A 23,520-nucleotide genomic window follows, 5' to 3' on the forward strand; every position below is an offset into this window, starting at 1 on the left:
CCTCCGAAATTCACGTGCGGTCGCGCAGCGCTTCCAGCACGCGGGCGGAGATCTCGTCGACCGAGCCGACGCCGTCGACCGTGACCAGGATGTCCGCGTAGTACTCGAGCAGCGGAGCCGTCTCGGACACGTAGATCTGCTGGCGGCGACGGATGACCTCTTCGGTGTCGTCCGAACGGCCGCGGGACAGCAGCCGATCGACGACGACGTCTTCCGAGACCTGGAGCTGGATGACCGCGTTGAGCTTGGCGTCGACCTCGCCGAGGATCTCGCCGAGGACGTCGGCCTGCTTCGTGTTCCGGGGGAACCCGTCGAGCAGGAAACCGACCTTGGCGTCGGGTTCGGCGAGACGCTCACGCACCATCTCGTTCGTGACCGAGTCGGGCACGAGTTCACCGGAGTCCAGGTAGCGCTTGGCTTCCTGGCCCAGCGGCGTCTGCTCGCCCACGTGGGCGCGGAACAGGTCGCCGGTCGAGATGTGCGGGATCCGGAGCTTCTCCGACAGTGCTACCGCCTGAGTACCTTTGCCCGCGCCAGGAGGGCCAACGAGAACCAGGCGCGTCACTTCAAGAACCCTTCGTAGTTACGTTGCATCAGCTGGCTTTCGATCTGTTTCACGGTGTCGAGACCGACACCGACCATGATCAGCACAGCCGTGCCACCGAACGGGAAGTTCTGGTTGTTCCCGCTGCCGGTGACGGACAGGAAGAAGTTCGGAAGGATCGCGATGATGCCCAGGTACAGCGAGCCCGGCAGGGTGATCCGGCCGAGGACGTAGCTGAGGTACTCCGCGGTGGGACGGCCCGGGCGGATGCCCGGGATGAAGCCACCGAACTTCTTCATTTCTTCCGCACGCTCGTCCACGTTGAACGTGATCGTGATGTAGAAGTACGTGAAGAAGATGATCAACGCGAAGTACAGCAGGACGTGCGCCCAGCTGGACTGGTTGACGATGTAGTTCTGGATGAAGACCTGCCAGCCCGCGTTGCTGTTGGCGTCGCCGACGAGGCGGCTGATCAGGTCCGGCAGGTAGAGCAGCGACGAGGCGAAGATGACCGGGATGACACCGGCCTGGTTCACCTTGATCGGCAGGTACGTCGAGGTCCCGCCGTACATACGGCGGCCGATCATGCGCTTGGCGTACTGCACCGGGATCCGGCGCTGGCCCTGCTCGACGAAGATGACGCTGGCGATGATCACCAGGCCGAACACGCAGATCAGGGCGAAGACGACGCCACCCGCGCTGCTGAGGATGTTGCCACCCTCGATCGGGATCCGGGCCGCGATGTTCAGGAAGATGAGGACGGACATGCCGTTGCCGACGCCGCGCTCGGTGATCAGCTCACCCAGCCACATCATGACGGCGGTACCGGCGGTCATCGTGATGACGATGATGGCCAGCGTGTAGACGCTGTTGTCCGGGATGATCGCGGTGTCGCACTGCGGGAAGAGCTGCTTGCGGTCGGCGAGCGCCACCACACCGGTCGCCTGCAGGACCGCGAGGGCGATCGTCAGGTACCGGGTGTACTGGGTCAGCTTGCCCTGGCCGGCTTGGCCTTCCTTCTTCAGTTCCTCGAACCGCGGGATGACCACGGTGAGGAGCTGGACGATGATGCTCGCCGTGATGTACGGCATGATGCCGGTCGAGAACAGCGACAGCTGCAGCAGTGCACCGCCACTGAACAGGTTCAGCAGCTGATAGACGCCCTCCTGCGACCCGGTCTCCGTACATTGCTGCACGGCGGAATACGAGATACCCGGGGCCGGAATGGTGGCACCGATTCGGTAGACCGCGACGATGGCTAGCGTGAACAGGATCTTCTTACGTAGATCCGGCGTCGCTAGAGCCGAGCGGAAGGCGCTGAGCACGCGGGGAACCTCCTCGGCGTCGTCGGCTGTCTTACCGACGATCGGCTTGGCCGGCCTGGGGCCGGCGGGAACACACAGCTTTCTGGCACAAGCCAGGAACGCTTCGGGGCACACTCGTCCCGAAGCGTGCCGCCGACTCTAACAGCTTCACAGGGCGTGTCCGCAGTGCGTGTGGGTTTTCCGAACGAAGGTTGGTCCGCGGGGTTGATCGACTTGTGCTTCTCGCTCCGGAACCTTGACAGATCGCCTTACCGTTCCCCACTTTCCCGGCCCCACCGAATCGCGATTAGCCCGCTAAACGCACTGTGATCAGGGAGGGCGTTCAGGAGCTCGAAGTTGCCAGGGCTCCCGCCATACCGAGGAGCACGACCCCGGTGCCGCGGTCGACGTTGCGGGTCGCCCGGAGGGACAGCCGAAGCGTCTTCACGAGCGCGCCCGCGCCGATGTAGGTCGCGCCCGCGAGGAACTCGGCGAGCAGGTAGACGGCGCCGAGAATCGCGATCTGGGCGGAAAAGGACCCGTGAGCAGCGTCGATGAACTGGGGCACGAACGCGGTGAAGATGAGGATCGCCTTCGGGTTCGTGATCGCGACGACGAATTCCTTCCTCGCGATCTTCAGCGCCGGCACGGATTCAGTGCGTCGTGGCGTCTGGATGAGCGTGGTGCGCCCGGCACGGAAGGTCGACCACAGCAGCCGCGCGCCGATCCAGGCCAGGTAGGCGACGCCGGCCCATTTGATCACCGTGAGTGCAAGTTCGGATGCCGCGAGGAGCTGCCCGAGACCTGCGGCGACGGCCGCGATGAGCACCGTGAATGCGGCCAATCGGCCTAACAGGCCGGCGAGCCCTTTCCAAGCCCCCTGCGTCATTCCGTGATGCAGGCCGAGCAGATTGTTCGCCCCTGGCGTAAAGCCACGAGCACCGCCGCTCCGAAAAAGACCACCGCCCAAGTCATCGGCCACCTCCTCCCCCACCGTATCGGCGACCGCGAGCGCGTTTAGCGGGCTAATCGCGCTCTTTCGCGCCGGGATCCGGTGCCGGCGCGAAGGCCGAATAGTCCGGGACCTCCGGCTGTGGCTCCGGTGGGAGCACCGTGATGGAGATGCCGTCCTTCGGTGTGGGCATTTCCGCGAGAGCGGAGTCGCCGCTCATCGGGACCTCTTCGTCTTGGACACGGTGACTCATGACCGCCGCCCCCGCCGCGGCGACGACTGCGGCGAAGAGCGCCCACAGACCTGCTCCAAAGGTCTGTGTCGCCTTGATGTCGTCTCCCATCTCACGTCCGTATCCCATCGTGGCGACACTGATGACGACTCCGGCGAGGAACACCGCCGCGATGGTGGCGAGCCATTTGTCCAAAGCGCCCAGACGTCGGAGCCTGGCTGCGCGCGCACTGGCGACAGTGGCCGCAAGGAGGATCGTCGCGGCGATCAGGAGAGGGATGCCGAGGGGCGCCGACGAAGTGGTGGTGGCGGGTCGGTCGACCTGATCCACCGTCATGTCCCACGCGCCTTGGACGAACACGAGCACGACCGGCTCGGCGGAATCGAAGGTGAGCCGATGCTCGGTGCTGAACAACGGGAAGAAGCAGCCCACGAGGGTCAGCACCAGGGCCAGTGCGGCCAATCCCGCCGCGACCAACCTGCGGGGCTCGAGCCGGCCAGACCGCGGCACCTCGCCTACGGGATCCATCGGGCCTGAAACCGATACGACCATCGGCGGGGCGTCCGGCTGCTGCTGAGAGGGCTGCGGATCCTGCCCTGGAGGTATGGCCACCTCACGATCCTTCCAGCTCAGACACCCCTTCGCCACGCTCGCGGCCGCCGGGGCCGACTTGCGTTTCGCGGGCTAAACGCGATCCGGGCGGCGGGCACCTGCGCGACCGTCGGAGCGCGATTAGCCCGCGAAACGCAGGTCGGAGGCGAGACGGCGGCCCACGGCCCGGATCGCGATTAGGGGGCGAAACGCAGGTCCGCGGGCGCGCCGGGCGAAACGGGCCAGATCGCGGTTAGCCCGCGAAACGCAGGTCGGGGCAGCCGGAGGGAGCGCAAGCGAAAGGCCCGCCTGGCGGAGCCTGGCGGGCCTTTCGGTGAAGCGAGCGAAGAAAGCTCAGAGCGTGGTGGCGGAGCCACCGGCGGCGGAGAGCTTCTCCTTGGCGGAGCCGGAGAAAGCGTCGGCGGTGACGTCCAGCTTGACGCCGTTCACGTCGCCGTTGCCCAGCACCTTCACGAGCTTGCCCTTGCGGACCAGACCGTTCGCGACGAGCTCCTCGGCGCCGACCTTGCCACCGTCCGGGAAGACGCGGGCGATGTCGCCCACGTTCACCGGCTGGTACTCGGTGCGGAACCGGTTCTTGAAGCCGCGCAGCTTCGGCAGCCGCATGTGGATGGGCATCTGCCCACCCTCGAAACCGGCGGGCACGTTCTTCCGGGCCTTGGTGCCCTTGGTACCGCGACCGGCGGTCTTGCCCTTCGAGCCCTCACCACGGCCGACGCGGATCTTGTCGCGCTTCGCGCCCGGAGCCGGACGAAGGTGGTGGATCTTGATGGCAGTCATGCCTTGACCTCCTCGACCTCCACCAGGTGGCGGACCGTGTGGATGAGGCCGCGAACCTGGGGGGTGTCTTCACGCACGACGCTCTGGCGGATCTTGCGCAGCCCGAGGGTGCGCAGCGATTCGCGGTGAGCGTGCTTCGTGCCGATCTTGCTCTTGACCTGGGTCACCTTGAGCTGAGTCATGGTCAGACCCCCTGCCCCGCGCGCTGACGCAGCATGCGAGCCGGAGCGACGTCCTCGAGCGGGAGACCGCGGCGGGCCGCGACCTCTTCGGGACGCTGCAGACCCTTCAGGGCCGCCACGGTCGCGTGCACGATGTTGATCGCGTTGTCGGAGCCGAGCGACTTCGACAGCACGTCGTGGACGCCCGCGCACTCCAGCACCGCGCGCACCGGGCCACCGGCGATGACACCGGTACCGGCCGAGGCCGGACGGAGCAGCACGACACCGGCGGCTTCCTCACCCTGGATGGGGTGGGGAATGGTGCCACCGACGCGGGGAACGCGGAAGAAGTTCTTCTTCGCTTCCTCGACGCCCTTGGCGATGGCCGCGGGAACTTCCTTGGCCTTGCCGTAGCCGACGCCGACCTGACCGTCGCCGTCACCGACGACCACCAGGGCGGTGAAGCTGAAGCGACGACCACCCTTGACGACCTTGGCGACGCGGTTGATCGTCACGACCTTCTCGAGGTGCGGGGTCTTCTCCTGGCCGGCCCCGCCACGGCCGCTGTCGCGCCGGTCACGGCGGTCGCGACGGTCATTGCGGTCGTTGCCGCCCTGCCCGCCGGGTCCGCCCTGGCCGCCGCCGAATTGCCGTGTACGTCCCGGCATCAGGCTTTCCTTCCATTCACGAGCATCTGCATCAGAACTCCAACCCCGCCTCACGGGCAGCGTCGGCGAGCGCCGCGATGCGGCCGTGGTAGGCGTTGCCACCACGGTCGAACACCACGGTCGAGACGCCGGCGTTCTTGGCGCGGGCGGCGACGAGTTCCCCGACCTTGGCGGCCTTGGCCTTCTTGTCGCCTTCCAGCGCGCGGACGTCCGCCTCGAGGGTGGACGCCGACGCCAGGGTCTTGCCGGCGAGGTCGTCGATCAGCTGCACGGCGATGTGCCGCGACGAACGCTTGACGACCAGGCGCGGACGCTGGTCCGTGCCGTTGATCTTCTTGCGAAGGCGGAAGTGCCGACGGGCCTTCGCGACGCGGCGGCGGGTCGAGATGTCCTTGCCGACCGGCTTGCGCTTCGTAGTCGTGTCGCTCATGATCACTTACCCGTCTTTCCGACCTTGCGGCGGATCTTCTCACCCTCGTAGCGCAGGCCCTTGCCCTTGTACGGGTCCGGGCGGCGCAGCTTGCGGATGACCGCGGCGATCTGGCCGACCTTCTGCTTGTCGATGCCCGAGACCGAGAACCGGGTGGGGGTCTCGACCTTGAAGGTGATGCCTTCCGGAGCCTCGATCTTCACCGGGTGGCTGTAGCCGAGGGCGAACTCGAGGTCCGAGCCCTTGGCCTGCACGCGGTAACCGACACCGTGGATCTCGAGCTTCTTCTCGTAGCCCTCGGTCACACCGACGACGAGGTTGTTGACCAGCGTCCGGGTGAGACCGTGCAGGGCACGGCTGGTGCGCTCCTCGTCGGGCCGTTTGACCTCGAGCGTGCCGTTTTCGGCCTGCTCGACGGTGATGGGCTCGGCGATGGTGTGCTCGAGGGTGCCCTTGGGCCCCTCGACCTTGATCTGCTGACCGTCGATGGTCACCTTGACCCCGGAGGGGACGGCGACCGGCAGCTTTCCAATGCGTGACATGTCTGTGCCCCCTTCCTTACCAGACGTAGGCGAGGACTTCGCCGCCCACGCTGTTGCGCTTGGCCTGACGGTCGGTCTGGAGGCCGGACGACGTCGAGATGATCGCGACGCCGAGGCCACCGAGAACCGACGGCAGTTCGGTCGATTTTGCGTAGACCCGCAGGCCGGGCTTGGACACGCGGCGGAGGCCGGCGATGCTGCGCTCACGGTTGGGGCCGTACTTCAGCTCCACGATGAGGTTCTTGTGCTTCTCGCCCGGCTCGTCGCGGTAGCCCGAGATGTAACCCTCGCGCTTGAGGATCTCGGCGATGTTCGCCTTGATCTTCGAGTGGGGAAGCACGACCTCGTCGTGGTAAGCCGAGTTCGCGTTACGCAGACGGGTCAAGAAGTCTGCGATGGGGTCGGTCATCGTCATGGTGACCTGTCAACCTTTCTCGCCCTGGTTCCCTGCAATTTCTGCAAGGCCTGTGGCGAAGTGGGAGTTAAAAAAGACTCTTACCAGCTGGACTTGCGGACGCCGGGCAGCTCGCCCGCGTGTGCCATCTCGCGAAGGCAGATCCGGCAGAGCCCGAACTTGCGGAACACCGAGTGCGGGCGACCGCACCGCTGGCAGCGCGTGTAACCGCGAACCTTGAACTTCGGCGTCTTCGCGGCCTTGTGGACCAGTGCTTTCTTGGCCATCGACTCAGTTCTCCTTGAACGGGAAGCCGAGCTTGCGAAGCAGCGCGCGGCCCTCGTCGTCGGTGTTGGCGGTGGTGACGACAGTGACGTCCATACCGCGCGGGCGGTCGATGGCGTCCGGGTCGATCTCGTGGAACATGGACTGCTCGTTGAGACCGAACGTGTAGTTGCCGTTGCCGTCGAACTGCTTCGGCGAAAGCCCGCGGAAGTCACGGATACGCGGCAGCGCGATGGTCAGCAGCCGGTCGAGGAACTCCCACATGCGGTCGTTGCGCAGCGTGACGCGCGCACCGATCGGCTGGCCCTCACGCAGCTTGAACTGCGCGATGGACTTGCGAGCCTTGCGAACCTCGGGCTTCTGCCCGGTGATCGCGGCCAGGTCGCGGATGGCGCCTTCGATCAGCTTGCTGTCACGGGCGGCGTCTCCGACACCCATGTTCACGACGACCTTGACGACGCCCGGGATCTGGTGGACGTTCTCGAAGGAGAACTCCTCCTGGAGCTGTCCCTTGATCTCCTCGCGGTACCGCACCTTGAGGCGCGGGGCGATCTTCTCTGCGGTGGTCATGATCAGATGTCCTTACCGTTCCGGCGCGAGACCCGGACCTTCTTGCCGTCCTCGCCGATGCGGTAGCCCACCCGGGTCGGCTTGCCGTCGGAGTCGACGACCATCACGTTCGAGACGTGGATGGGCGCCTCCTGCGTGACGATGCCGCCGGACTGCGCGCCGCGCTGGGTCTGGGAGATCCGCGTGTGCTTCTTGATCCGGTTGACGCCCTCGACCAGCACGCGCTCGCGCTCGGGGTAGGCCTGGATGACCTTGCCCTTGGCACCCTTGTCCTTGCCGGCGATGACGACGACCGTGTCGCCCTTCTTCACCTTCATGCTCTACAACACCTCCGGCGCGAGCGAAATGATCTTCATGAACTTTCGGTCGCGCAGCTCGCGGCCGACCGGCCCGAAGATGCGGGTGCCGCGGGGCTCATTGTCGTTCTTGATGAGCACAGCAGCGTTCTCGTCGAAGCGGATGTAAGAACCGTCCGGACGACGGCGCTCCTTGCGCGTGCGAACGATGACCGCCTTGACGACGTCACCCTTCTTCACGCCGGCAGCCGGCATGGCGTCCTTCACGGTGGCGACGATGATGTCGCCGATGCCCGCGTAGCGCCGCCCCGAGCCACCGAGAACGCGGATGCAAAGGATCTCCTTCGCGCCCGTGTTGTCGGCAACCCGAAGCCGCGACTCCTGCTGGATCACGTCTACTCCTGTATGTCGCGCTGGTTCTCGCGATGAACCGCGAGCCTTGCGGAACTAAGGGACTCAAAAAGAGCCCTACTTACTTGGCCTTCTCCACGATCTGCACCAGACGCCAGCGCTTGGTCGCCGACAGCGGGCGGGTCTCCATCAGGGTGACCCGGTCGCCCACGCCCGCCTCGTTGTTCTCGTCGTGCACCTTGACCTTGCTGGTGCTGCGGAGAACCTTGGCGTAACGACGGTGCTTCTTGCGGTCTTCGAGCTCGACCACGATCGTCTTGTTCATCTTGTCCGAGACGACATAGCCCTCACGGACCTTACGGTCGTTGCGGCCGGCCGCCTCGGTGGGCTGCTCGCTCATGCGGCACCTTCACTCTCGGCGTCAGGGGAAACGGACAGGCCGAGTTCACGCTCGCGCATGACCGTGTAGATCCGCGCGATGTCCGTGCGGACGGTGCGCAGACGGCGGTTGTTGTCGAGCTGTCCGGTCGCCATCTGGAAGCGGAGGTTGAAGAGCTCCTCCTTGTATTCCTTCAGACGCAGAACGAGCTCTTCCGCGGTGAGCTCACGCAGCTCCGATGCCTGGGCGGCACCTGCCTTCGCCATCAGAACTCACCACCTTCACGGGTCACGATGCGGCACTTCATGGGCAGCTTGTGGATCGCGCGACGGAGCGCCTCACGGGCGGTCTCCTCGTTCGGGAAAGAGATCTCGAACATCACGCGGCCCGGCTTCACGTTGGCGATCCACCACTCGGGCGAACCCTTACCGGAACCCATGCGGGTTTCCGCCGGCTTCTTGGTCAGCGGGCGGTCCGGGTAGATGGTCGTCCACACCTTGCCGCCACGCTTGATGTGACGCGTCATGGCGATACGAGCGGACTCGATCTGCCGGTTGGTCACGTAGCTGTGCTCAAGCGCCTGGATGCCGTACTCGCCGAAGTTCACCTTCGTACCGCCCTTGGCGGCACCGTGGCGCTTCGGGGAGTGCTGCTTCCGGTGCTTGACCCTGCGCGGGATGAGCACGTGTCAGCCCTCCGTCTTTTCTGCAGTCTCAGCAGCCGGGGCCTCGGTGGCCGTGTCGCCCTTGGGAGCGGCGTCGCCGCTCTTCGCGGCGGCGGCGGCCCGGCCGGCTTCGGTCGAGGTCGGCGTCGTGCCCGACGAGCCGGAACGGCGCGGTCGGGAGGGACGGTCACCACGGTCACGGCGCGGGGCGCGCTCGGCGGCCGCGGCGGCGTCACGCGCCTCCTTGGCCTTGAGGCCACCCACGAGCTCGCCCTTGTAGATCCACACCTTCACGCCGATGCGACCGAACGTCGTCTTGGCCTCGAAGAAGCCGTAGTCGATGTCGGCGCGCAGCGTGTGCAGCGGGACGCGGCCATCGCGGTAGTGCTCGGAGCGGGACATCTCGGCACCGCCGAGACGACCGCCGCACTGCACGCGGATGCCCTTGACCTGCGGCGAACGCATGGAGGTCTGGATCGCCTTGCGCATCGCGCGGCGGAACGCCACACGGTTGCTCAGCTGCTCCGCGACACCCTGGGCGACGAGCTGGGCGTCGGCCTCGGGGTTCTTGACCTCGAGGATGTTCAGCTGGACCTGCTTGGCGGTCAGCTTCTCCAGCGCGCCGCGGATGCGGTCGGCCTCCGCGCCGCGACGGCCGATGACGATGCCCGGCCGGGCGGTGTGGATGTCGACGCGGACCCGGTCACGGGTGCGCTCGATCTCGACCTTGGAGATCCCGGCGCGCTCCATGCCCGTGGACAGCAGCTTCCGGATCTTGACGTCCTCGGCCACGTACTCCGCGTACTGCTTGTCGGCGTACCAACGCGACTTCCAGTCCGTGGTGATACCCAGGCGGAAGCCGTGCGGGTTGATCTTCTGGCCCACTACCGGCCACCTGCCTTCTTCTTGCCCTGTGCCTTCTTGGCCTCGGCCTTGGGACGCGACTCCACCTCGACGGTGATGTGGCTGGTCCGCTTGCGGATCCGGTACGCGCGGCCCTGGGCCCGCGGACGGATGCGCTTGAGGGTCGGGCCCTCGTCGGCGTAGGCGTTCTTGACCCAGAGGGTGTCCGGGTCGAGATCGAGGTTGTTCTCGGCGTTGGCCATGGCGCTGGCGAGCACCTTCGCGACCGGCTCGCTTGCCGCCTGCGGGGCGAACTGGAGCACGGCCAAGGCGTCGGCGGCGCTACGTCCCTTGATCAGCTCGATCACCCGGCGCACCTTGGTAGGCGAGTCCCGGACGAAGCGAGCCCGCGCGTAAGCCGTCGGCAAAGCCTCGGCCACGTCGTTCTGGGCGTTCATCGCTAGCTTCCTTGTTCTCTCGTGCCCGCTCAGCGGCGGCGCGACTTGCGGTCGTCCTTGATGTGGCCCTTGAAGGTCCGAGTCGGCGCGAATTCGCCCAACTTGTGACCCACCATCGCCTCGGTGACGAACACCGGGACGTGCTTGCGGCCGTCGTGCACCGCGATCGTGTGACCCAGGAAATCCGGGATGATCGTGGAGCGACGCGACCACGTCTTGATCACGGTCTTCTTGCCCGACTCGTTGAGAGCGTCCACCTTCTTGAGCAGGTGGTCGTCCACGAAGGGGCCCTTTTTGAGGCTACGTGGCATGTTCTTCTACCTCCCTGCTCAGCGCTTCTTGCCGGTACGCCGGCGGCGGACGATCATGGCGTCGGAAGCCTTGCGGCGGCGGGTGCGGCCTTCGGGCTTACCGTTCGGGTTCACCGGGTGGCGACCACCGGAGGTCTTACCCTCACCACCACCGTGCGGGTGGTCGACCGGGTTCATGACGACACCACGGACGGTGGGGCGCTTGCCGCGCCAGCGGTTACGGCCCGCCTTGCCCCAGTTGATGTTCGAGTGCTCGGAGTTGCCGACCTCGCCGATGGTGGCGCGGTTGCGCACGTCGACGTTGCGGATCTCGCCCGAGGGGAGACGAAGCTGGGCGTAAGGCCCGTCCTTCGCCACCAGCTGCACCTTGGCGCCGGCGGACCGCGCCATCTTCGCGCCGCCACCGGGGCGGAGCTCGATCGCGTGGATCACGGTGCCGACCGGGATGTTGCGCAGCGGCAGGTTGTTACCCGGCTTGATGTCGGCGCGGGGGCCGTTCTCGACCGTGTCACCCTGCTTGAGCTTCTCCGGGGCGATGATGTAGCGCTTCTCGCCGTCGGCGTAGTGCAGCAGCGCGATACGAGCGGACCGGTTGGGGTCGTACTCGATGTGCGCGACCTTGGCGGGAACGCCGTCCTTGTCGTTCCGGCGGAAGTCGATCAGCCGGTACGCACGCTTGTGGCCACCGCCCTTGTGCCGGGTGGTGATCTTGCCGCTGGAGTTACGGCCGCCGGACTTGCTCAGCGGACGCAGCAGCGACTTCTCCGGGGTGGACCGAGTGATCTCGGCGAAGTCGGAGACGCTGGAACCGCGACGACCCGGGGTCGTCGGCTTGTACTTGCGGATGCCCATGTGTCAGCTCAGTCCTTTACGCGGTGGGTCCGCCGAAGATCTCGATCGGCTTGCTCTCAGCCGAAAGAGTCACGATGGCGCGCTTGGTGTCCTTGCGCTTGCCGAAGCCGGCGCGAGTCCGCTTACGCTTGCCCTGGCGGTTGGCCGTGTTGACGCTGACCACCTTGACGCCGAACACCTTCTCGACCGCGATCTTGATCTGGGTCTTGTTGGCGTCCGGGCGGACGATGAACGTGTACTTGTGGTCCTCGAGCAGCCCGTAGGACTTCTCGGAGATCACCGGCGCGAGCAAGATGTCGCGGGGATCGGGGATGGCGATCGCACTCACTGCTCGTCACTCCCTTCAACCTCGCTCGACCGAGCCGAAGCCTTCGCGCCCTTGCCCCGGACGGGGCCGGCGACGAACACGTCGTAAGCGGCCTTGGTGAACACCACGTCGTCGTTGACCAACACGTCGTAGGTGTTGAGCTGGTCGGGCGTGATGATGTGGACCTCGGCCAGGTTCCGCAGCGAGTTCCAGCTCAGCTCGTCGTCGCGGTGCAGGACCACGAGAACGCGCTTGGCCTGGGTCAGCGCGGCGATGGCGGCCTTGGCGGACTTGGTGGACGGCTTCTCGCCGGTCACCAGTTCGGTGACGACGTGCAGCTGTCCGGCACGGGCCCGGTCGGAGAGGGCGCCACGCAGGGCGGCGGCCTTCATCTTCTTCGGGGTCCGCTGGGTGTAGTCACGCGGCGTGGGGCCGTGGACGACGCCACCACCGGTGAACTGCGGCGCACGGGTCGAACCCTGGCGGGCGCGGCCGGTGCCCTTCTGGCGGTACGGCTTCTTGCCACCACCGCGGACTTCACCGCGGGTCTTGGTGTCATGCGTGCCCTGGCGCGCGGCGGCCAGCTGGCCCACCACGACCTGGTGCATGAGGGGCACGTTGGCCTGCACGTCGAAGATCTCCGAGGGGAGCTCGACCGTGCCGTCGGCTTTACCGGCCGGGGTCTTCAGCTCGACGCTGGTCATGTTCAGTTACCACCCTTCGCGGCGCTGCGAACGAACAGCAGGCCGCCCTTGGGACCGGGCACGGCGCCCTTGATCAGCAGCAGGCCGTCCTCGGCACGCACCGCGTGCACGGTCAGGTTCTGCGTGGTGACCCGGTCGTTGCCCATCCGGCCCGCCATGCGCAGGCCCTTGAAGACGCGGCCCGGGGTGGCGCAGCCACCGATCGAGCCGGGCTTGCGGTGCACGGCCTGGGCACCGTGGCTCGCGCCCTGGCCCTTGAAGCCGTGACGCTTCATGACACCGGCGTAGCCCTTGCCCTTGCTGGTACCGGTCACGTCGACCTCGATACCGGCCTCGAACACCTCGGCGGTGATCTCCTGGCCGACCTCGTAGGTCTCGGCGTCGGTGGTACGCAGCTCCGCAAGGAAACGGCGCGGGGTCACGCTCGCCTTGTCGAAGTGGCCGGTGCGCGGCTTGTTCACCCGGCGCGGGTCGACCGCGCCGAAAGCCAGCTGCACGGCCTTGTAGCCGTCGTTCTCCTGGGTCCGAACCTGGGTGACCACGTTCGGCCCGGCCTGCACGACGGTCACCGGGACGACCCGGTTGTTCTCGTCGAAGACCTGGGTCATGCCGAGCTTGGTGCCCAGGATGCCCTTCACTTGCCTGTCAGACATGAGTCTCTTACTCTCCGCCGCTCGCCAGCCGCTGCTACTGGATGTTGACGTCGACGCTCGCCGGCAGGTCGATGCGCATGAGCGCGTCGACCGTCTTCGGCGTCGGGTCGAGGATGTCGATCAGACGCTTGTGCGTGCGCATCTCGAAGTGCTCGCGCGAGTCCTTGTACTTGTGCGGCGAGCGGATGACGCAGTAAACGTTCTTCTCGGTGGGCAGCGGCACCGGCCCGACAACACGGGCGCCGGTACGCGTGACCGTCTCGACGATCTTGCGTGCCGAGGTGTCGATCGCCTCGTGGTCGTAGGCCTTGAGCCGGATGCGGATCTTCTGTCCCGCCATGGTGGCTGCTCGTTCCTTGTCGTCTCGTGCCGCTTTTGTCTTTTCAAACCTCAGCCTGGCTGAGGTTTTCCCAGTTCAACGGCCCTGTCCCCGGTCCACGCGGTCGGGCGTGTCGTGCCCGACGCACAGACGGATCCCGCGGGATCTTCGTCTTGCCTGGTCTTCCTCAACGTGAGGAGGCATCGAGCCGGCGGAAAAGCTTGAATCGCCGTCTCAAACGCCCTTGCCCGCTAGCCTCACCCGAAGGAAGTGCTCCGCGGACCGTGGCCGCTCATACCAGGGCGGCCGGAACCTGTCTTCGGAAAGAAGTACGAGTTCGGCCGCCCCAGGACGAGCAACCTGAATAGTGTCGCACACGTGATTTGACGCCCCTAACCCGGGGGTGTATTACCCCCGGGCGGGGCGCCTAAATCACTTGATGATCTTGGTGACCTGGCCGGCGCCGACGGTCCGACCACCCTCGCGGATGGCGAAACGCAGGCCCTCGTCCATGGCGACCGGCTGGATCAGCACGACGCTGATGTCCGTGTTGTCGCCCGGCATGACCATCTCGACACCCTCCTTGAGGGTGACGACGCCGGTCACGTCCGTGGTACGGAAGTAGAACTGCGGGCGGTAGTTGTTGAAGAACGGGGTGTGACGGCCACCCTCGTCCTTCGACAGGATGTAGACCGAGCCCTCGAACTCCGTGTGCGGGGTGGTGGTGCCCGGCTTCACGACGACCTGGCCGCGCTCGACGTCCTCGCGCTTGATACCGCGGACCAGCAGACCGACGTTGTCGCCGGCCTCACCCTGGTCGAGCAGCTTGCGGAACATCTCGACACCGGTGACGGTGGTCTTGGTCGACTTCTCCTTGATGCCGACGATCTCGACCTCTTCGTTCACGTTGACGCGGCCACGCTCGATACGGCCGGTCACGACCGTGCCACGGCCGGTGATCGTGAAGACGTCTTCGATCGGCATCAGGAACGGCTTGTCGAGCTCGCGCACCGGGTCCGGCACGTTCTCGTCGACGGCTTCCATCAGCTCGAGAACGCTCTCGCCCCACTTGGCGTCGCCCTCGAGGGCCTTCAGGCCGGAGACCTTGATGACCGGAGCGTCGTCACCCGGGAAGTCCTGGGAGGACAGCAGCTCGCGGACCTCGAGCTCGACGAGCTCCAGGATCTCCTCGTCGTCGACCATGTCGGCCTTGTTCAGCGCGACCACGATGTAGGGCACGCCGACCTGCTTCGCGAGCAGCACGTGCTCACGGGTCTGCGGCATCGGGCCGTCGGTCGCCGCGACCACGAGGATCGCGCCGTCCATCTGCGCCGCACCGGTGATCATGTTCTTGATGTAGTCCGCGTGACCGGGGGCGTCCACGTGGGCGTAGTGACGCTTCTCGGTCTGGTACTCGACGTGCGAGATGTTGATCGTGATACCGCGCTGCTTCTCTTCCGGCGCGTTGTCGATCTGGTCGAACGCCGAAGCGGTGTTCAGCTCGGGGTACTTGTCGTGCAGAACCTTGGTGATCGCCGCGGTCAGAGTGGTCTTACCGTGGTCGACGTGACCGATGGTCCCGATGTTGACGTGCGGCTTGGTCCGCTCGAATTTCGCCTTCGCCACTGGAATGTCCTCCTGGACTGTTTTGCTTACTCACCGGCCAACGTGGCTGTCGGACGGGGATTCGTTTCTTGACGGATGCTGCGGACGTTCAGGAGTGTTCCTTATGCCCGCGAGCGGACGGGAACTACTCCCCCGTCGCCTTCGCGATGATTTCCTTCGCGACGTTCGCGGGAACCTCGGCGTAGGAGTCGAACACCATGGAGTAGTTGGCACGTCCCTGCGTACGCGAACGCAGGTCGCCGACGTAACCGAACATCTCCGACAGCGGGACCAGTGCCTTGACGACACGGGTACCGGCGCGCTCCTCCATGGCCTGGATCTGGCCACGGCGGGAGTTGAGGTCGCCGATCACATCGCCCATGTAGTCCTCGGGCGTGGTGACCTCGACGGCCATCAGCGGCTCGAGGATGACCGGACCGGCCTTCTTCGCGGCTTCCTTCATCGCCATGGAGCCGGCGATCTTGAAGGCCATTTCCGAAGAGTCGACCTCGTGGTACGCGCCGTCCAACAAGGTGAACTTCAACCCGACGAGCGGGTAGCCGGCCAGCACGCCGTACTGCATGGCGTCCTGTGCGCCCGCGTCGACCGACGGGATGTACTCCCGCGGCACGCGGCCACCGGTGACCTTGTTGTCGAACTCGTAGAGGGCACCGTCGGTGGACTCGAGCGGCTCGAGCTTGACGATGACCTTCGCGAACTGACCGGAACCACCGGTCTGCTTCTTGTGCACGTAGTCGAGCTTCTCGACCGTCTTGCGCACCGTCTCGCGGTAGGCGACCTGCGGCTTACCGATGTTCGCCTCGACCTTGTAGTCGGACTTCATGCGGTTGACCAGCACCTCGAGGTGCAGCTCGCCCATACCGGCGATGATCGTCTGGCCGGTGTCCTCGTCCAGGTTGACCTGGAACGTCGGGTCCTCTTCGGCCAGCTTCTGGATCGCCAGGGACAGCTTCTCCTGGTCGGCCTTGGTCTTCGGCTCGATCGCGACGCGGATGACCGGCGCCGGGAACGTCATCGACTCGAGGACGACCGGGTTCTGCGGGTCGGCGAGGGTGTCACCGGTGGTGGTGTCCTTCAGGCCGATGACCGCGTAGATGTGGCCGGCCTGGGCCTCGTCGACCGGGTTCTCCTTGTTGGAGTGCATCTGGAAGAGCTTCCCGATGCGCTCCTTGCGCTCCTTGGTGGCGTTGATCAGCTGCGCGCCGGAGGAGACCTTGCCCGAGTACACCCGGATGTAGGTCAGCTTGCCGAAGAACGGGTGCGCCGCGATCTTGAACGCCAGAGCGGAGAACGGCTCGTCGACGGACGGCTTCCGGGTGACCGGGGTCTCGCCGTCGGGCAGCGTGCCCTCGACGGCCGGGACGTCCAGCGGCGACGGAAGGTAGTCGATGACCGCGTCGAGCATGGGCTGGACGCCCTTGTTCTTGAACGCGGAACCGGTGAGCACCGGGTACGCCTCGCGGGCGACGGTGAGCTTCCGGATGCCGGCCTTGATCTCGGCCTCGGTGAGCTCTTCGCCCTCGAGGAACTTCTCCATCAGCGAGTCGTCGGTCTCGGCGACGGCCTCGACCAGCTTCTCCCGGTACTCGGCCGCCTTGTCGGCGAGCTCGGCCGGGATCTCCTCGACGGCGTAGTCCTCGCCCTTCTGGACCTCGCCGCGCCAGGTCAGCGCCTTCATGCGGACCAGGTCGACGACGCCTTCGAACTCGCTCTCGGCGCCGATCGGCAGCTGGATGACCAGCGGACGGGCACCGAGGCGCTCCTCGATGGTGCGGACGGTGAAGTAGAAGTCCGCGCCGAGCTTGTCCATCTTGTTGACGAAGCAGATACGAGGAACCTCGTACTTGTCCGCCTGACGCCAGACCTGCTCGGACTGCGGCTCGACACCTTCCTTGCCGTCGAAGACGGCGACGGCACCATCGAGCACGCGGAGCGAACGCTCCACCTCGACGGTGAAGTCGACGTGGCCCGGAGTGTCGATGATGTTGATCTGGTGGTCGGCCCAGAACGTGGTGGTGGCAGCCGAGGTGATGGTGATACCCCGCTTCTGCTCCTCCTCCATCCAGTCCATGGTGGCGGCGCCATCGTGGACTTCACCGATCTTGTAGTTGACCCCGGTGTAGAACAGGATCCGCTCGGTGGTGGTGGTCTTACCGGCGTCGATGTGGGCCATGATGCCGATGTTGCGGACCTTGTTCAGGTCGGTCAGCACTTCACGTGCCACGAGAGTGTTCCCCTGTCTCAAAATTGGGGCCCGGCAAGGCTTTGATCGGCAGCCGGGCGGTCATCACCAGCGGTAGTGCGCGAAGGCCTTGTTGGACTCGGCCATCTTGTGGGTGTCCTCACGCCGCTTCACGCTGGCGCCGAGGCCGTTGCTCGCGTCGAGCAGTTCGTTCTGCAGACGCTCGATCATGGTCTTCTCGCGGCGGGCCGCGGAGAAGGAGACGAGCCAGCGCAGCGCGAGGGTGGTGGAGCGGCCCGGCTTGACCTCGATCGGCACCTGGTAGGTGGCGCCACCGACGCGGCGGCTCTTCACCTCGATGGTGGGCTTCACGTTGTCGAGGGCGCGCTTCAGCGTGACGACCGGGTCGGTGCCGGTCTTCTCGCGAGCACCTTCGAGGGCGCCGTAGACGATGCGCTCGGCCAGGGACCGCTTGCCGTCCTTCAGCACCTTGTTCACCAGCTGGGTGACCAGCGGGGATGCGTAGACGGGGTCAGAGATCAGCGGCCGCTTCGGGGCCGGACCCTTGCGGGGCATTAGCTCTTCTCCTTCTTCGCGCCGTACCGGCTGCGCGCCTGCTTACGGTTCTTGACACCCTGGGTGTCGAGCGAACCGCGGATGATCTTGTAACGGACACCCGGCAGGTCCTTCACACGACCACCGCGCACGAGCACCATCGAGTGCTCCTGCAGGTTGTGGCCTTCACCGGGAATGTAGGCGGTGACCTCGATGCCGCTGGTCAGCTTCACACGAGCGACCTTGCGAAGCGCCGAGTTCGGCTTCTTGGGGGTTGTGGTGTACACGCGAGTGCACACGCCACGCCGCTGCGGGCTCCCCTTGAGGGCCGCGGTCTTCTGCTTGGCAGCCTTGTCCTGGCGGCCCTTACGGACCAGCTGCTGGATCGTGGGCAATGGACCAGCTTTCTGTTCGCGATCTTGCTACTACGTGTTGTCTCCGGCCCCCGCGGTCGGGCGTGTCGGCCCGCGTCACGGTCTTGCGACCGGTAACTTCCCGTAGGGATTTTCCGTCGGATCCCGCGTGGGCGAAGCCTTCGGACCGGATGCCTGAGCACCCCGTCCGTGCCGCACGGCACACGGGACGGCCCGACGCCTGCCGGGCACGGTCTCCAAAGATACCCGGCCACTTCCGGACCGGCCAAATCGGGGGGTCGATAACTATATCGTGCCGGGCGTCACGCCGCGGCCACCCTGATGGAACGGCGTTTCGGGCCGTTCTTATTCCTCTTCGGGCTTCGCGTGGTCCGCCCGGCCCGGGTGCGGGTCACGGGAAAGATCGATCAACGGATGCACGGGAGCCCCCTCCGGCGCCGCGTGACTTCCCCGCTTGGGTTCCTCGGTGCTTTCCTGCTGCTCGGCGTCCATGACGCCTCCCCTCGTTAGTACTGATACCGCCCTGCTCGGCGGACCACGCTACCTATTCCCCTATCGGGTGAGCCGGATGGATCCGATAACCACCCCGTCGCGTCGAACCGGTGAATGAGTCACGATGAGACTGGTCACAGCGTCGGTTCACCCCGGCGTACCGCAAGTATGGGGAGGCTCCATGTCCGCCGAGTTCGAGCAGCTGGTCGCGCAATTCGACAAGTTCCAGTCCCAGCTCCAGAACGTCGACGACCGGCTCGCGAACGTCGGCGGGATGCAGGACGAGCTCAGCAGGATCGAGGCGACGGCGTCCTCTTCGGACCGTTCGGTGACGGTGGTCGCCGGGCCCGGCGGCGCGATCATGAACGTCAAATTCACCGAGGACGCCCTTCGCCAGCGTCCGGACGCGCTTTCCGCGGCGCTGATGTCGACCATCCAGCAGGCCGTGGCCGAAGCGGCCCGCAAACAGGCCACGATCGTCGAAGAGCACATGGGCGACGACCTCAATCTGGTGGACCAGGTGCTGGAGACCCAGGCGGACCTGTTCGGCACCACCGTCGAGGAGATGCGGGCGCGGATGGAAGAGGAGTCCCCGTCGCGGCCGGCCGCCGAGCAGCAGGCCGACGACTACTCCGAGCGTTCCGTCCTCAAATCCGCCGACGAACCGCAGCGGCCCCAGACCCCGCCACCCCCGGCGTCGAGCGCCTCGGACGGCGACCGTTTCCTGAAGAACCTGTTCGACGACGACCACTGACCCGGGACCGGATCGCCTTTAGCGGGCTAAACGCGATCCGCGGCGCTGGGAACCGCAGGCGGGGCAGCCGGGTCCAAGGCGCCGATCACGACGAGCCGCATCGGAAGGTGCGCGAAGGGAGGGACCGCCGATGGCCGGAGGGCATGAGGTGGTGATCAGCGCTCTGCGCACCTACTCGGGCAAGCTCGGGCAGGACGTCCAGATCCCGAACGAGGTCGGACGGCTGACGCAGCAGTCCGACGTCGGCGACGAGTCATGGGGAGTCGTCGGCCTGTTCGTGAAGCACGAGTACACGTCGATGCTCACCGATCTGCAGGATCTGCTGATCGAGATGTCCGCGGGGCTGACCGCGGCATCGGAGAAGCTCGGCAACGCCGCCACCGCCTACGAGCGGAACGAAGACGACAACGTCAAGGCGCTCAACGAAATCCTCAAGCTGCTGGAGCAGCCGGCGCAATCGAGGACACCGAAGATGGGGCCGGCCAAGTAGCGAGGGGGACTGATCGTGGCCGATCAGAAGATCACCGGCGAACACACCAAGATCCAGATCAACGACTACAACCCGGACACCATCCGCACGGACAAGATGCTGACCTCGCTGCCCGGGCCGATCGGCAGTGGCTTCAGCACCTTCGACACCGTCAAGAAGGCGACCGCGGACGGGTTCCAGGCGAGCGACATCGGGACCATCGCGGCCAGCGGCGCCGGCTTCGTCAGCTCGTGCATGGGCGTCGCGGACATCGCCAGCGACCCGATCGGCTGGCTGGTCGGCCAGGGGCTCAGCTTCCTGATGAACGTGTGCCAGCCGATCCAGGACGCCATCCACATGGTGAGCGGCGACGGTCCGGCGTTGTCGAACGCGGCGGGCAACTTCAACAACATCGGCGTCTACCTGCAGAACTACAGCAAGAAGTTCGACGAGGACGCGAAGACGTCGCTGTCCCAGTGGACCGGTGACGCGGCGAACGCGGCGGGCGACAAACTGGCGAAGTTCGCGCAGGGCATCGACGGGATCGCCGCACAGGCCGGGGACATCGCCCAGCTGCTGCAGATCTCCAGCATGGTGATGACGGTGATCGAGGAGTTCATCAAGGCGATCCTCACCGAGTTCATCACCTGGCTGATCATGATCTGGATCCCGGCGCTGGCCGCGGCCGTCCCGACCTGCGGCGGTTCGACGGCGACGGCGGGCGGGCTGACGGCCACCCGCGCGGTCTCGACGACGTCGAAGGTGCAGAAGTTCCTGAACAAGCTCCGCCAGCTGCTCGACAAGATCAAGCAGTTCCTCGGCAAGCTCAAGGAGTTCTTCGGCAAGTGGAAGGGCAACTACAAGGAGCTGATGGCCCACAACAAGTCCACCGCGCAGCTGGCGGCGGGGCCGGGCGCGTCCGCGTGGGGCAAGTTCGCCTCGAAGGACGGCGCCATGGGCGGCAGGCTCGCGGACGGCTTCGGTGAGCGGATGACGTCGGCCACGAAGAAGGCCGCGCTGAACACCGTCGGGCTCGGCAAGGCCACGAATCCGGACGGCAGCTGGAAGACGCCGGAGACGGGCCGTGAGAAGGGTGAGGTCGCGGCGGGTGTCGCCGGGAAGGCCGGCACGTACACGTCGGGCGGGATCAAGGCAGGCCAGTACGGTTCGGTGGGTGACGACGAACAGACACCCGAGGAAGCCTCCGACAATCTGGACTTCTGAGCCGTGACCGCGTGGATCATCGCCATCGTCGCGGTGGCGTTGCCGATCGTGCTCGCCGTCTGGTGGATTCTCGCCGGGGCGGCGAAGAAACGCGGGCTGGCCACGTTGGCGCGGGAACGGGGCTGGGACTTCTACAGCGGTGCCCGGCTCGGTGCCGCGGGCGGGCGGCACGAGCAGCCCGCGACCGGCCGGGCGCCCGCGCCGTTGCGGCGGGCGGGCGAGTCGATCGACCAGGCGGTGGTGGGCACGCACCGGGGGAAGCCGTTCGGCGTCTACCGGTATCACCGGCCGGGCGCCGGGTTCCGCCAGGACGGCACCCGCGAGTCCGGTTCGCTGCGGACGGTCGTGCACGTCGAGGCGGGCGCGGCCATGCCGAACTGCACGCTCTCGATCAGCGGATCCGAAGTGGACTGCTCGAATCCCGCGTTCGTCCTGCGTCCCGACGTCCGTGAGTGGCTGACGGCGAACGCGGGCCGGTGCCGCGAGTTCCACACGTCCGGGCGGACGGTGGCGGTGGTCCCGAAGGTGCTGCCGAGCGGGAAGCAACTCCTGCGCACTTTGGACTACCTGGCCGATGTCGCCGACCGGGCCCCGCTCACCTCCACCCCACCGGATCGCGTTTAGCGGGCTAAACGCGATCCGGGACTTCCAGGGACTTCGCGAAGAAGTGGTGGGCGAAGGGTTCGTTGTTGAAGGGCTCGACCTCGTCGTAGCCGAGGCGCGCGTACAGGGCCCTCGCCTCGACCAGGTCGCGCCTGGTGTCGAGACGGATCAACGAGGCGCCGAGGCCGCGGGCGACGTCTTCGGCGGCGGCCACGAGCAGCGCGGCGCCGCCATTGCCGCGCTCGGACTTCCGCAGGAAGACGCGGGTGAGCTCGGTGATGTCGGGCGAGGCGACCCGCAGCCCGGCGCACCCGGCGAGTACCCCGTCGCGCCAGGCGAGGAGGAAGGTGCCGGTCGGCGGGACCAGATCACGGCTGTGGTGCTCCAGGAGCAAGCCGTCGAGCTCCTCTTCGGTGACCTGGCGCTCGTAGAAGCGGGACGCGATTTCGTCCAGGTACTCGCGCAGCAACTGGGCGGCGTCCGGGTGATCGACGGGGGTGACTTCGAAGCTCCAGGTCATGACTACATTCTGCCGACCCTGGCCACCGGTTTTCCCCCTGCCGCCGGATCGCGATTAGGGGGCTAAACGCAGGTCAGGAGGGGGCAAGGCGGCCGGCGCAGGTGGCGACCTCACCGGGGGCGGACTTCTCCGAAGTGACCACGGCGCCGCCCACGGCCACCCGGCATTCGACGGCACCCTCGCCCTGCCCCATCAGCTGGACGGTCGGCGGGGTGCCGGTGCTCTTCCACGTGAGCTCCTTGCGCCACGGCAGCGTCACCTGCAGCTCCTGGTGCACGAGCCCCAGCCCGTTGGAGTCGTAGACCACGGTCGCGGTCCCCGTCCCGATGAGCTCGTACGCGATCTGCCAGTCGTTCGACACCGGCTGCGGCTGCGCCTGGCTGAGCGTCCGCGTGATCGTGCGGTCCGGTCCCCGCGACGGCGCGGCCTCGGCCGGTTCGCCGACCACGGCCACGGTCTCGGCCCGCGGCTCCTCACCGCCGTTGAGCAGCACCACACAGGTCGCGAGCGCGGCCACCACGATCCCCGCGATGGCGATGCGCCCGATCAGTTGTCTGTCGGCCATCGGTCTCCTCACCGAAAGCGGCGGCGCGGCCCGTGAGCCGCGCCGCCACGGAAGTCAGGACGGCAGCAGCCGGCCGGGGACGCCGTTGAGCGACTGGATCAGCCCCAGCACCGGGACGCCGAGCGGCGCGAACGTCCAGATGTTGTTGAGATCGCTCGTGTCGGGTTCGTCGACGACCACGACATCGTTCGGGGCGTCCTGCGCGGCGAGTGCCGGAGCCGCCGAGCCGAGCACGACGAGGCCGGCGAGCGCGGCGCCGGTGACCGCGCGGACGAAGGTCTTCTTCATGGGATTCTCCTTTGCTGGTAACGGTTTTACGAAATGGGCGTGATGATCCCGTAGATCGGGGCGAGGACGTCGGTGGGCACGGGGACGGCCGGGCCGAGCAGTCCGCCGAGGTCGAGGCCGGGGATCAGCCAGACCGCAGGACCTCCGGCGGGCAGACCCGGCAGCGGCTCGGCCGAGGCGACACCGCCGGCGAGTCCGGACAGCGCGCCCGCGAGGGCGAGTGGCAGCAGCACACGGGCCGCGATTCGCTTCATTTC

The 23,520-nt window shown here is 66.6% G+C and carries 38 protein-coding genes; 4 read left to right on the plus strand and 34 right to left on the minus strand.

Annotated elements, in window-relative coordinates:
• Nucleotides 1-10: 10 nt before the first annotated feature.
• The 30 genes from ACSMFO_RS19715 to ACSMFO_RS19860 form a co-directional block, all read right to left on the minus strand.
• Nucleotides 11-565: an adenylate kinase gene (locus ACSMFO_RS19715; RefSeq protein WP_436460015.1), complete on the minus strand. Its 555-nt coding sequence runs from the start codon at nucleotides 563-565 to the stop codon at nucleotides 11-13.
• On the minus strand, nucleotides 562-1,869 hold the full coding sequence (gene secY, locus ACSMFO_RS19720) for a preprotein translocase subunit SecY (RefSeq protein WP_007031051.1): 1,308 nt from the start codon (nucleotides 1,867-1,869) through the stop codon (nucleotides 562-564). The genes ACSMFO_RS19715 and secY overlap by 4 nt, the downstream gene beginning before the upstream one ends.
• A 322-nt stretch (nucleotides 1,870-2,191) precedes the next feature.
• A complete protein-coding gene (locus ACSMFO_RS19725) occupies nucleotides 2,192-2,830 on the minus strand; it encodes a LysE family translocator (RefSeq protein WP_436460016.1) in 639 nt (212 codons plus the stop codon).
• Between the two features lie 43 nt (nucleotides 2,831-2,873).
• Nucleotides 2,874-3,542: a hypothetical protein gene (locus ACSMFO_RS19730; protein WP_436460017.1), complete on the minus strand. Its 669-nt coding sequence runs from the start codon at nucleotides 3,540-3,542 to the stop codon at nucleotides 2,874-2,876.
• A gap of 435 nt (nucleotides 3,543-3,977) precedes the next feature.
• A complete protein-coding gene (gene rplO, locus ACSMFO_RS19735) occupies nucleotides 3,978-4,424 on the minus strand; it encodes a 50S ribosomal protein L15 (RefSeq protein ID WP_038519824.1) in 447 nt (148 codons plus the stop codon).
• Nucleotides 4,421-4,606 carry a 50S ribosomal protein L30 gene (gene rpmD, locus ACSMFO_RS19740; RefSeq protein ID WP_005166796.1) on the minus strand — a complete coding sequence of 62 codons (186 nt, stop codon included), beginning with the start codon at nucleotides 4,604-4,606 and terminating at the stop codon, nucleotides 4,421-4,423. The genes rplO and rpmD overlap by 4 nt, the downstream gene beginning before the upstream one ends.
• 2 nt (nucleotides 4,607-4,608) lie before the next feature.
• Nucleotides 4,609-5,253 carry a 30S ribosomal protein S5 gene (rpsE, locus tag ACSMFO_RS19745; RefSeq protein WP_005166795.1) on the minus strand — a complete coding sequence of 215 codons (645 nt, stop codon included), beginning with the start codon at nucleotides 5,251-5,253 and terminating at the stop codon, nucleotides 4,609-4,611.
• A gap of 31 nt (nucleotides 5,254-5,284) precedes the next feature.
• Entirely contained in the window at nucleotides 5,285-5,683 is a 399-nt protein-coding gene (rplR, locus tag ACSMFO_RS19750; RefSeq protein ID WP_007031045.1) for a 50S ribosomal protein L18, read from the minus strand.
• A 2-nt stretch (nucleotides 5,684-5,685) separates the two neighbouring features.
• Nucleotides 5,686-6,225 (minus strand): 50S ribosomal protein L6, encoded by a 540-nt coding sequence (gene rplF / locus ACSMFO_RS19755; protein WP_005166793.1) that lies wholly within the window; start codon nucleotides 6,223-6,225, stop codon nucleotides 5,686-5,688.
• Between the two features lie 16 nt (nucleotides 6,226-6,241).
• A complete protein-coding gene (gene rpsH / locus ACSMFO_RS19760; protein ID WP_005166791.1) occupies nucleotides 6,242-6,640 on the minus strand; it encodes a 30S ribosomal protein S8 in 399 nt (132 codons plus the stop codon).
• 80 nt (nucleotides 6,641-6,720) lie between these two features.
• Complete coding sequence (locus ACSMFO_RS19765; protein WP_005166789.1) at nucleotides 6,721-6,906, minus strand: type Z 30S ribosomal protein S14; 186 nt, start codon at nucleotides 6,904-6,906, stop codon at nucleotides 6,721-6,723.
• Between the two features lie 4 nt (nucleotides 6,907-6,910).
• The gene (gene rplE, locus ACSMFO_RS19770; protein ID WP_016331092.1) at nucleotides 6,911-7,474 is read right to left on the minus strand and encodes a 50S ribosomal protein L5; all 564 of its coding nucleotides are present in this window, start codon (nucleotides 7,472-7,474) and stop codon (nucleotides 6,911-6,913) included.
• Nucleotides 7,475-7,476: 2 nt separating this feature from the next.
• Nucleotides 7,477-7,791, minus strand: coding sequence for a 50S ribosomal protein L24 (gene rplX / locus ACSMFO_RS19775; protein ID WP_005166786.1), 315 nt, complete (start codon nucleotides 7,789-7,791; stop codon nucleotides 7,477-7,479).
• Nucleotides 7,792-7,794: 3 nt separating this feature from the next.
• Complete coding sequence (gene rplN, locus ACSMFO_RS19780) at nucleotides 7,795-8,163, minus strand: 50S ribosomal protein L14 (protein WP_005166785.1); 369 nt, start codon at nucleotides 8,161-8,163, stop codon at nucleotides 7,795-7,797.
• Between the two features lie 79 nt (nucleotides 8,164-8,242).
• Complete coding sequence (gene rpsQ, locus ACSMFO_RS19785) at nucleotides 8,243-8,521, minus strand: 30S ribosomal protein S17 (RefSeq protein WP_005166784.1); 279 nt, start codon at nucleotides 8,519-8,521, stop codon at nucleotides 8,243-8,245.
• Nucleotides 8,518-8,766: a 50S ribosomal protein L29 gene (gene rpmC / locus ACSMFO_RS19790; protein ID WP_007031040.1), complete on the minus strand. Its 249-nt coding sequence runs from the start codon at nucleotides 8,764-8,766 to the stop codon at nucleotides 8,518-8,520. Before rpmC ends, rpsQ begins: the two co-directional genes overlap by 4 nt.
• On the minus strand, nucleotides 8,766-9,185 hold the full coding sequence (gene rplP, locus ACSMFO_RS19795; RefSeq protein ID WP_005166782.1) for a 50S ribosomal protein L16: 420 nt from the start codon (nucleotides 9,183-9,185) through the stop codon (nucleotides 8,766-8,768). The genes rpmC and rplP overlap by 1 nt, the downstream gene beginning before the upstream one ends.
• A 3-nt stretch (nucleotides 9,186-9,188) precedes the next feature.
• Nucleotides 9,189-10,049: a 30S ribosomal protein S3 gene (rpsC, locus tag ACSMFO_RS19800; RefSeq protein WP_038519827.1), complete on the minus strand. Its 861-nt coding sequence runs from the start codon at nucleotides 10,047-10,049 to the stop codon at nucleotides 9,189-9,191.
• Nucleotides 10,049-10,465, minus strand: coding sequence for a 50S ribosomal protein L22 (gene rplV / locus ACSMFO_RS19805; protein WP_007031038.1), 417 nt, complete (start codon nucleotides 10,463-10,465; stop codon nucleotides 10,049-10,051). Before rplV ends, rpsC begins: the two co-directional genes overlap by 1 nt.
• A 29-nt stretch (nucleotides 10,466-10,494) precedes the next feature.
• Nucleotides 10,495-10,776 carry a 30S ribosomal protein S19 gene (gene rpsS / locus ACSMFO_RS19810; RefSeq protein ID WP_003102083.1) on the minus strand — a complete coding sequence of 94 codons (282 nt, stop codon included), beginning with the start codon at nucleotides 10,774-10,776 and terminating at the stop codon, nucleotides 10,495-10,497.
• 18 nt (nucleotides 10,777-10,794) lie between these two features.
• A complete protein-coding gene (gene rplB, locus ACSMFO_RS19815) occupies nucleotides 10,795-11,628 on the minus strand; it encodes a 50S ribosomal protein L2 (RefSeq protein ID WP_005166779.1) in 834 nt (277 codons plus the stop codon).
• Nucleotides 11,629-11,644: 16 nt separating this feature from the next.
• Nucleotides 11,645-11,956 carry a 50S ribosomal protein L23 gene (rplW, locus tag ACSMFO_RS19820; protein WP_005166778.1) on the minus strand — a complete coding sequence of 104 codons (312 nt, stop codon included), beginning with the start codon at nucleotides 11,954-11,956 and terminating at the stop codon, nucleotides 11,645-11,647.
• The gene (gene rplD, locus ACSMFO_RS19825; protein WP_005166776.1) at nucleotides 11,953-12,639 is read right to left on the minus strand and encodes a 50S ribosomal protein L4; all 687 of its coding nucleotides are present in this window, start codon (nucleotides 12,637-12,639) and stop codon (nucleotides 11,953-11,955) included. Before rplD ends, rplW begins: the two co-directional genes overlap by 4 nt.
• Nucleotides 12,640-12,641: 2 nt before the next feature.
• Nucleotides 12,642-13,292: a 50S ribosomal protein L3 gene (gene rplC, locus ACSMFO_RS19830; protein WP_020633317.1), complete on the minus strand. Its 651-nt coding sequence runs from the start codon at nucleotides 13,290-13,292 to the stop codon at nucleotides 12,642-12,644.
• 34 nt (nucleotides 13,293-13,326) lie between these two features.
• The gene (gene rpsJ, locus ACSMFO_RS19835; RefSeq protein WP_003102098.1) at nucleotides 13,327-13,632 is read right to left on the minus strand and encodes a 30S ribosomal protein S10; all 306 of its coding nucleotides are present in this window, start codon (nucleotides 13,630-13,632) and stop codon (nucleotides 13,327-13,329) included.
• A 411-nt stretch (nucleotides 13,633-14,043) separates the two neighbouring features.
• A complete protein-coding gene (gene tuf / locus ACSMFO_RS19840; protein WP_007031035.1) occupies nucleotides 14,044-15,237 on the minus strand; it encodes an elongation factor Tu in 1,194 nt (397 codons plus the stop codon).
• A gap of 124 nt (nucleotides 15,238-15,361) precedes the next feature.
• Nucleotides 15,362-17,461 carry an elongation factor G gene (fusA, locus tag ACSMFO_RS19845; protein WP_038519841.1) on the minus strand — a complete coding sequence of 700 codons (2,100 nt, stop codon included), beginning with the start codon at nucleotides 17,459-17,461 and terminating at the stop codon, nucleotides 15,362-15,364.
• A 63-nt stretch (nucleotides 17,462-17,524) separates the two neighbouring features.
• Complete coding sequence (gene rpsG, locus ACSMFO_RS19850) at nucleotides 17,525-17,995, minus strand: 30S ribosomal protein S7 (RefSeq protein ID WP_005166770.1); 471 nt, start codon at nucleotides 17,993-17,995, stop codon at nucleotides 17,525-17,527.
• Complete coding sequence (rpsL, locus tag ACSMFO_RS19855) at nucleotides 17,995-18,369, minus strand: 30S ribosomal protein S12 (protein WP_003102113.1); 375 nt, start codon at nucleotides 18,367-18,369, stop codon at nucleotides 17,995-17,997. The genes rpsG and rpsL overlap by 1 nt, the downstream gene beginning before the upstream one ends.
• 324 nt (nucleotides 18,370-18,693) lie before the next feature.
• Nucleotides 18,694-18,840, minus strand: a complete 147-nt coding sequence (locus tag ACSMFO_RS19860; protein ID WP_167551728.1) for a hypothetical protein — start codon at nucleotides 18,838-18,840, stop codon at nucleotides 18,694-18,696.
• A 181-nt stretch (nucleotides 18,841-19,021) separates the two neighbouring features.
• Between ACSMFO_RS19860 and ACSMFO_RS19865 the strand changes: the two genes are divergently transcribed.
• From ACSMFO_RS19865 to ACSMFO_RS19880, 4 genes are all read left to right on the plus strand, one after another.
• Nucleotides 19,022-19,594 carry a YbaB/EbfC family nucleoid-associated protein gene (locus ACSMFO_RS19865; protein ID WP_436460018.1) on the plus strand — a complete coding sequence of 191 codons (573 nt, stop codon included), beginning with the start codon at nucleotides 19,022-19,024 and terminating at the stop codon, nucleotides 19,592-19,594.
• Nucleotides 19,595-19,724: 130 nt separating this feature from the next.
• Nucleotides 19,725-20,084: a type VII secretion target gene (locus ACSMFO_RS19870; RefSeq protein ID WP_037332695.1), complete on the plus strand. Its 360-nt coding sequence runs from the start codon at nucleotides 19,725-19,727 to the stop codon at nucleotides 20,082-20,084.
• A gap of 15 nt (nucleotides 20,085-20,099) precedes the next feature.
• Nucleotides 20,100-21,287: a hypothetical protein gene (locus ACSMFO_RS19875; RefSeq protein WP_350573333.1), complete on the plus strand. Its 1,188-nt coding sequence runs from the start codon at nucleotides 20,100-20,102 to the stop codon at nucleotides 21,285-21,287.
• A 3-nt stretch (nucleotides 21,288-21,290) separates the two neighbouring features.
• Nucleotides 21,291-21,911: a hypothetical protein gene (locus ACSMFO_RS19880; RefSeq protein WP_436460019.1), complete on the plus strand. Its 621-nt coding sequence runs from the start codon at nucleotides 21,291-21,293 to the stop codon at nucleotides 21,909-21,911.
• A gap of 4 nt (nucleotides 21,912-21,915) precedes the next feature.
• On the opposite strand, the gene ACSMFO_RS19885 is transcribed toward ACSMFO_RS19880, so the two are convergent.
• The 4 genes from ACSMFO_RS19885 to ACSMFO_RS19900 form a co-directional block, all read right to left on the minus strand.
• Entirely contained in the window at nucleotides 21,916-22,410 is a 495-nt protein-coding gene (locus tag ACSMFO_RS19885) for a GNAT family N-acetyltransferase (protein ID WP_436460020.1), read from the minus strand.
• A 73-nt stretch (nucleotides 22,411-22,483) separates the two neighbouring features.
• Nucleotides 22,484-22,975, minus strand: a complete 492-nt coding sequence (locus ACSMFO_RS19890) for an MmpS family transport accessory protein (protein ID WP_436460021.1) — start codon at nucleotides 22,973-22,975, stop codon at nucleotides 22,484-22,486.
• 54 nt (nucleotides 22,976-23,029) lie between these two features.
• The gene (locus ACSMFO_RS19895) at nucleotides 23,030-23,263 is read right to left on the minus strand and encodes a hypothetical protein (RefSeq protein ID WP_016331079.1); all 234 of its coding nucleotides are present in this window, start codon (nucleotides 23,261-23,263) and stop codon (nucleotides 23,030-23,032) included.
• A 26-nt stretch (nucleotides 23,264-23,289) separates the two neighbouring features.
• Complete coding sequence (locus tag ACSMFO_RS19900) at nucleotides 23,290-23,517, minus strand: hypothetical protein (protein WP_436460022.1); 228 nt, start codon at nucleotides 23,515-23,517, stop codon at nucleotides 23,290-23,292.
• Nucleotides 23,518-23,520: the final 3 nt, after the last annotated feature.

Origin of the sequence: Amycolatopsis sp. w19 (genome assembly GCF_051373225.1) — a bacterium.
In the GTDB taxonomy this organism is placed as follows: domain Bacteria; phylum Actinomycetota; class Actinomycetes; order Mycobacteriales; family Pseudonocardiaceae; genus Amycolatopsis; species Amycolatopsis japonica.

Excerpts from the sequence above, each read along its gene's own strand:
- rplO (WP_038519824.1), bottom strand. The coding sequence starts at position 4,424 with ATGACTGCCATCAAGATCCACCACCTTCGTCCGGCTCCGGGCGCGAAG.
- rpmD (WP_005166796.1), bottom strand. The coding sequence starts at position 4,606 with ATGACTCAGCTCAAGGTGACCCAGGTCAAGAGCAAGATCGGCACGAAG.
- rpsE (WP_005166795.1), bottom strand. The coding sequence starts at position 5,253 with ATGCCGGGACGTACACGGCAATTCGGCGGCGGCCAGGGCGGACCCGGC.
- rplR (WP_007031045.1), bottom strand. The coding sequence starts at position 5,683 with ATGAGCGACACGACTACGAAGCGCAAGCCGGTCGGCAAGGACATCTCG.
- rplF (WP_005166793.1), bottom strand. The coding sequence starts at position 6,225 with ATGTCACGCATTGGAAAGCTGCCGGTCGCCGTCCCCTCCGGGGTCAAG.
- rpsH (WP_005166791.1), bottom strand. The coding sequence starts at position 6,640 with ATGACGATGACCGACCCCATCGCAGACTTCTTGACCCGTCTGCGTAAC.
- ACSMFO_RS19765 (WP_005166789.1), bottom strand. The coding sequence starts at position 6,906 with ATGGCCAAGAAAGCACTGGTCCACAAGGCCGCGAAGACGCCGAAGTTC.
- rplE (WP_016331092.1), bottom strand. The coding sequence starts at position 7,474 with ATGACCACCGCAGAGAAGATCGCCCCGCGCCTCAAGGTGCGGTACCGC.
- rplX (WP_005166786.1), bottom strand. The coding sequence starts at position 7,791 with ATGAAGGTGAAGAAGGGCGACACGGTCGTCGTCATCGCCGGCAAGGAC.
- rpsQ (WP_005166784.1), bottom strand. The coding sequence starts at position 8,521 with ATGAGCGAGCAGCCCACCGAGGCGGCCGGCCGCAACGACCGTAAGGTC.
- rpmC (WP_007031040.1), bottom strand. The coding sequence starts at position 8,766 with ATGGCGAAGGCAGGTGCCGCCCAGGCATCGGAGCTGCGTGAGCTCACC.
- rplV (WP_007031038.1), bottom strand. The coding sequence starts at position 10,465 with ATGAACGCCCAGAACGACGTGGCCGAGGCTTTGCCGACGGCTTACGCG.
- rpsS (WP_003102083.1), bottom strand. The coding sequence starts at position 10,776 with ATGCCACGTAGCCTCAAAAAGGGCCCCTTCGTGGACGACCACCTGCTC.
- rplB (WP_005166779.1), bottom strand. The coding sequence starts at position 11,628 with ATGGGCATCCGCAAGTACAAGCCGACGACCCCGGGTCGTCGCGGTTCC.
- rplD (WP_005166776.1), bottom strand. The coding sequence starts at position 12,639 with ATGACCAGCGTCGAGCTGAAGACCCCGGCCGGTAAAGCCGACGGCACG.
- rplC (WP_020633317.1), bottom strand. The coding sequence starts at position 13,292 with ATGTCTGACAGGCAAGTGAAGGGCATCCTGGGCACCAAGCTCGGCATG.
- rpsJ (WP_003102098.1), bottom strand. The coding sequence starts at position 13,632 with ATGGCGGGACAGAAGATCCGCATCCGGCTCAAGGCCTACGACCACGAG.
- rpsG (WP_005166770.1), bottom strand. The coding sequence starts at position 17,995 with ATGCCCCGCAAGGGTCCGGCCCCGAAGCGGCCGCTGATCTCTGACCCC.
- ACSMFO_RS19860 (WP_167551728.1), bottom strand. The coding sequence starts at position 18,840 with ATGGACGCCGAGCAGCAGGAAAGCACCGAGGAACCCAAGCGGGGAAGT.
- ACSMFO_RS19865 (WP_436460018.1), top strand. The coding sequence starts at position 19,022 with ATGTCCGCCGAGTTCGAGCAGCTGGTCGCGCAATTCGACAAGTTCCAG.
- ACSMFO_RS19870 (WP_037332695.1), top strand. The coding sequence starts at position 19,725 with ATGGCCGGAGGGCATGAGGTGGTGATCAGCGCTCTGCGCACCTACTCG.
- ACSMFO_RS19885 (WP_436460020.1), bottom strand. The coding sequence starts at position 22,410 with ATGACCTGGAGCTTCGAAGTCACCCCCGTCGATCACCCGGACGCCGCC.
- ACSMFO_RS19890 (WP_436460021.1), bottom strand. The coding sequence starts at position 22,975 with ATGGCCGACAGACAACTGATCGGGCGCATCGCCATCGCGGGGATCGTG.
- ACSMFO_RS19895 (WP_016331079.1), bottom strand. The coding sequence starts at position 23,263 with ATGAAGAAGACCTTCGTCCGCGCGGTCACCGGCGCCGCGCTCGCCGGC.
- ACSMFO_RS19900 (WP_436460022.1), bottom strand. The coding sequence starts at position 23,517 with ATGAAGCGAATCGCGGCCCGTGTGCTGCTGCCACTCGCCCTCGCGGGC.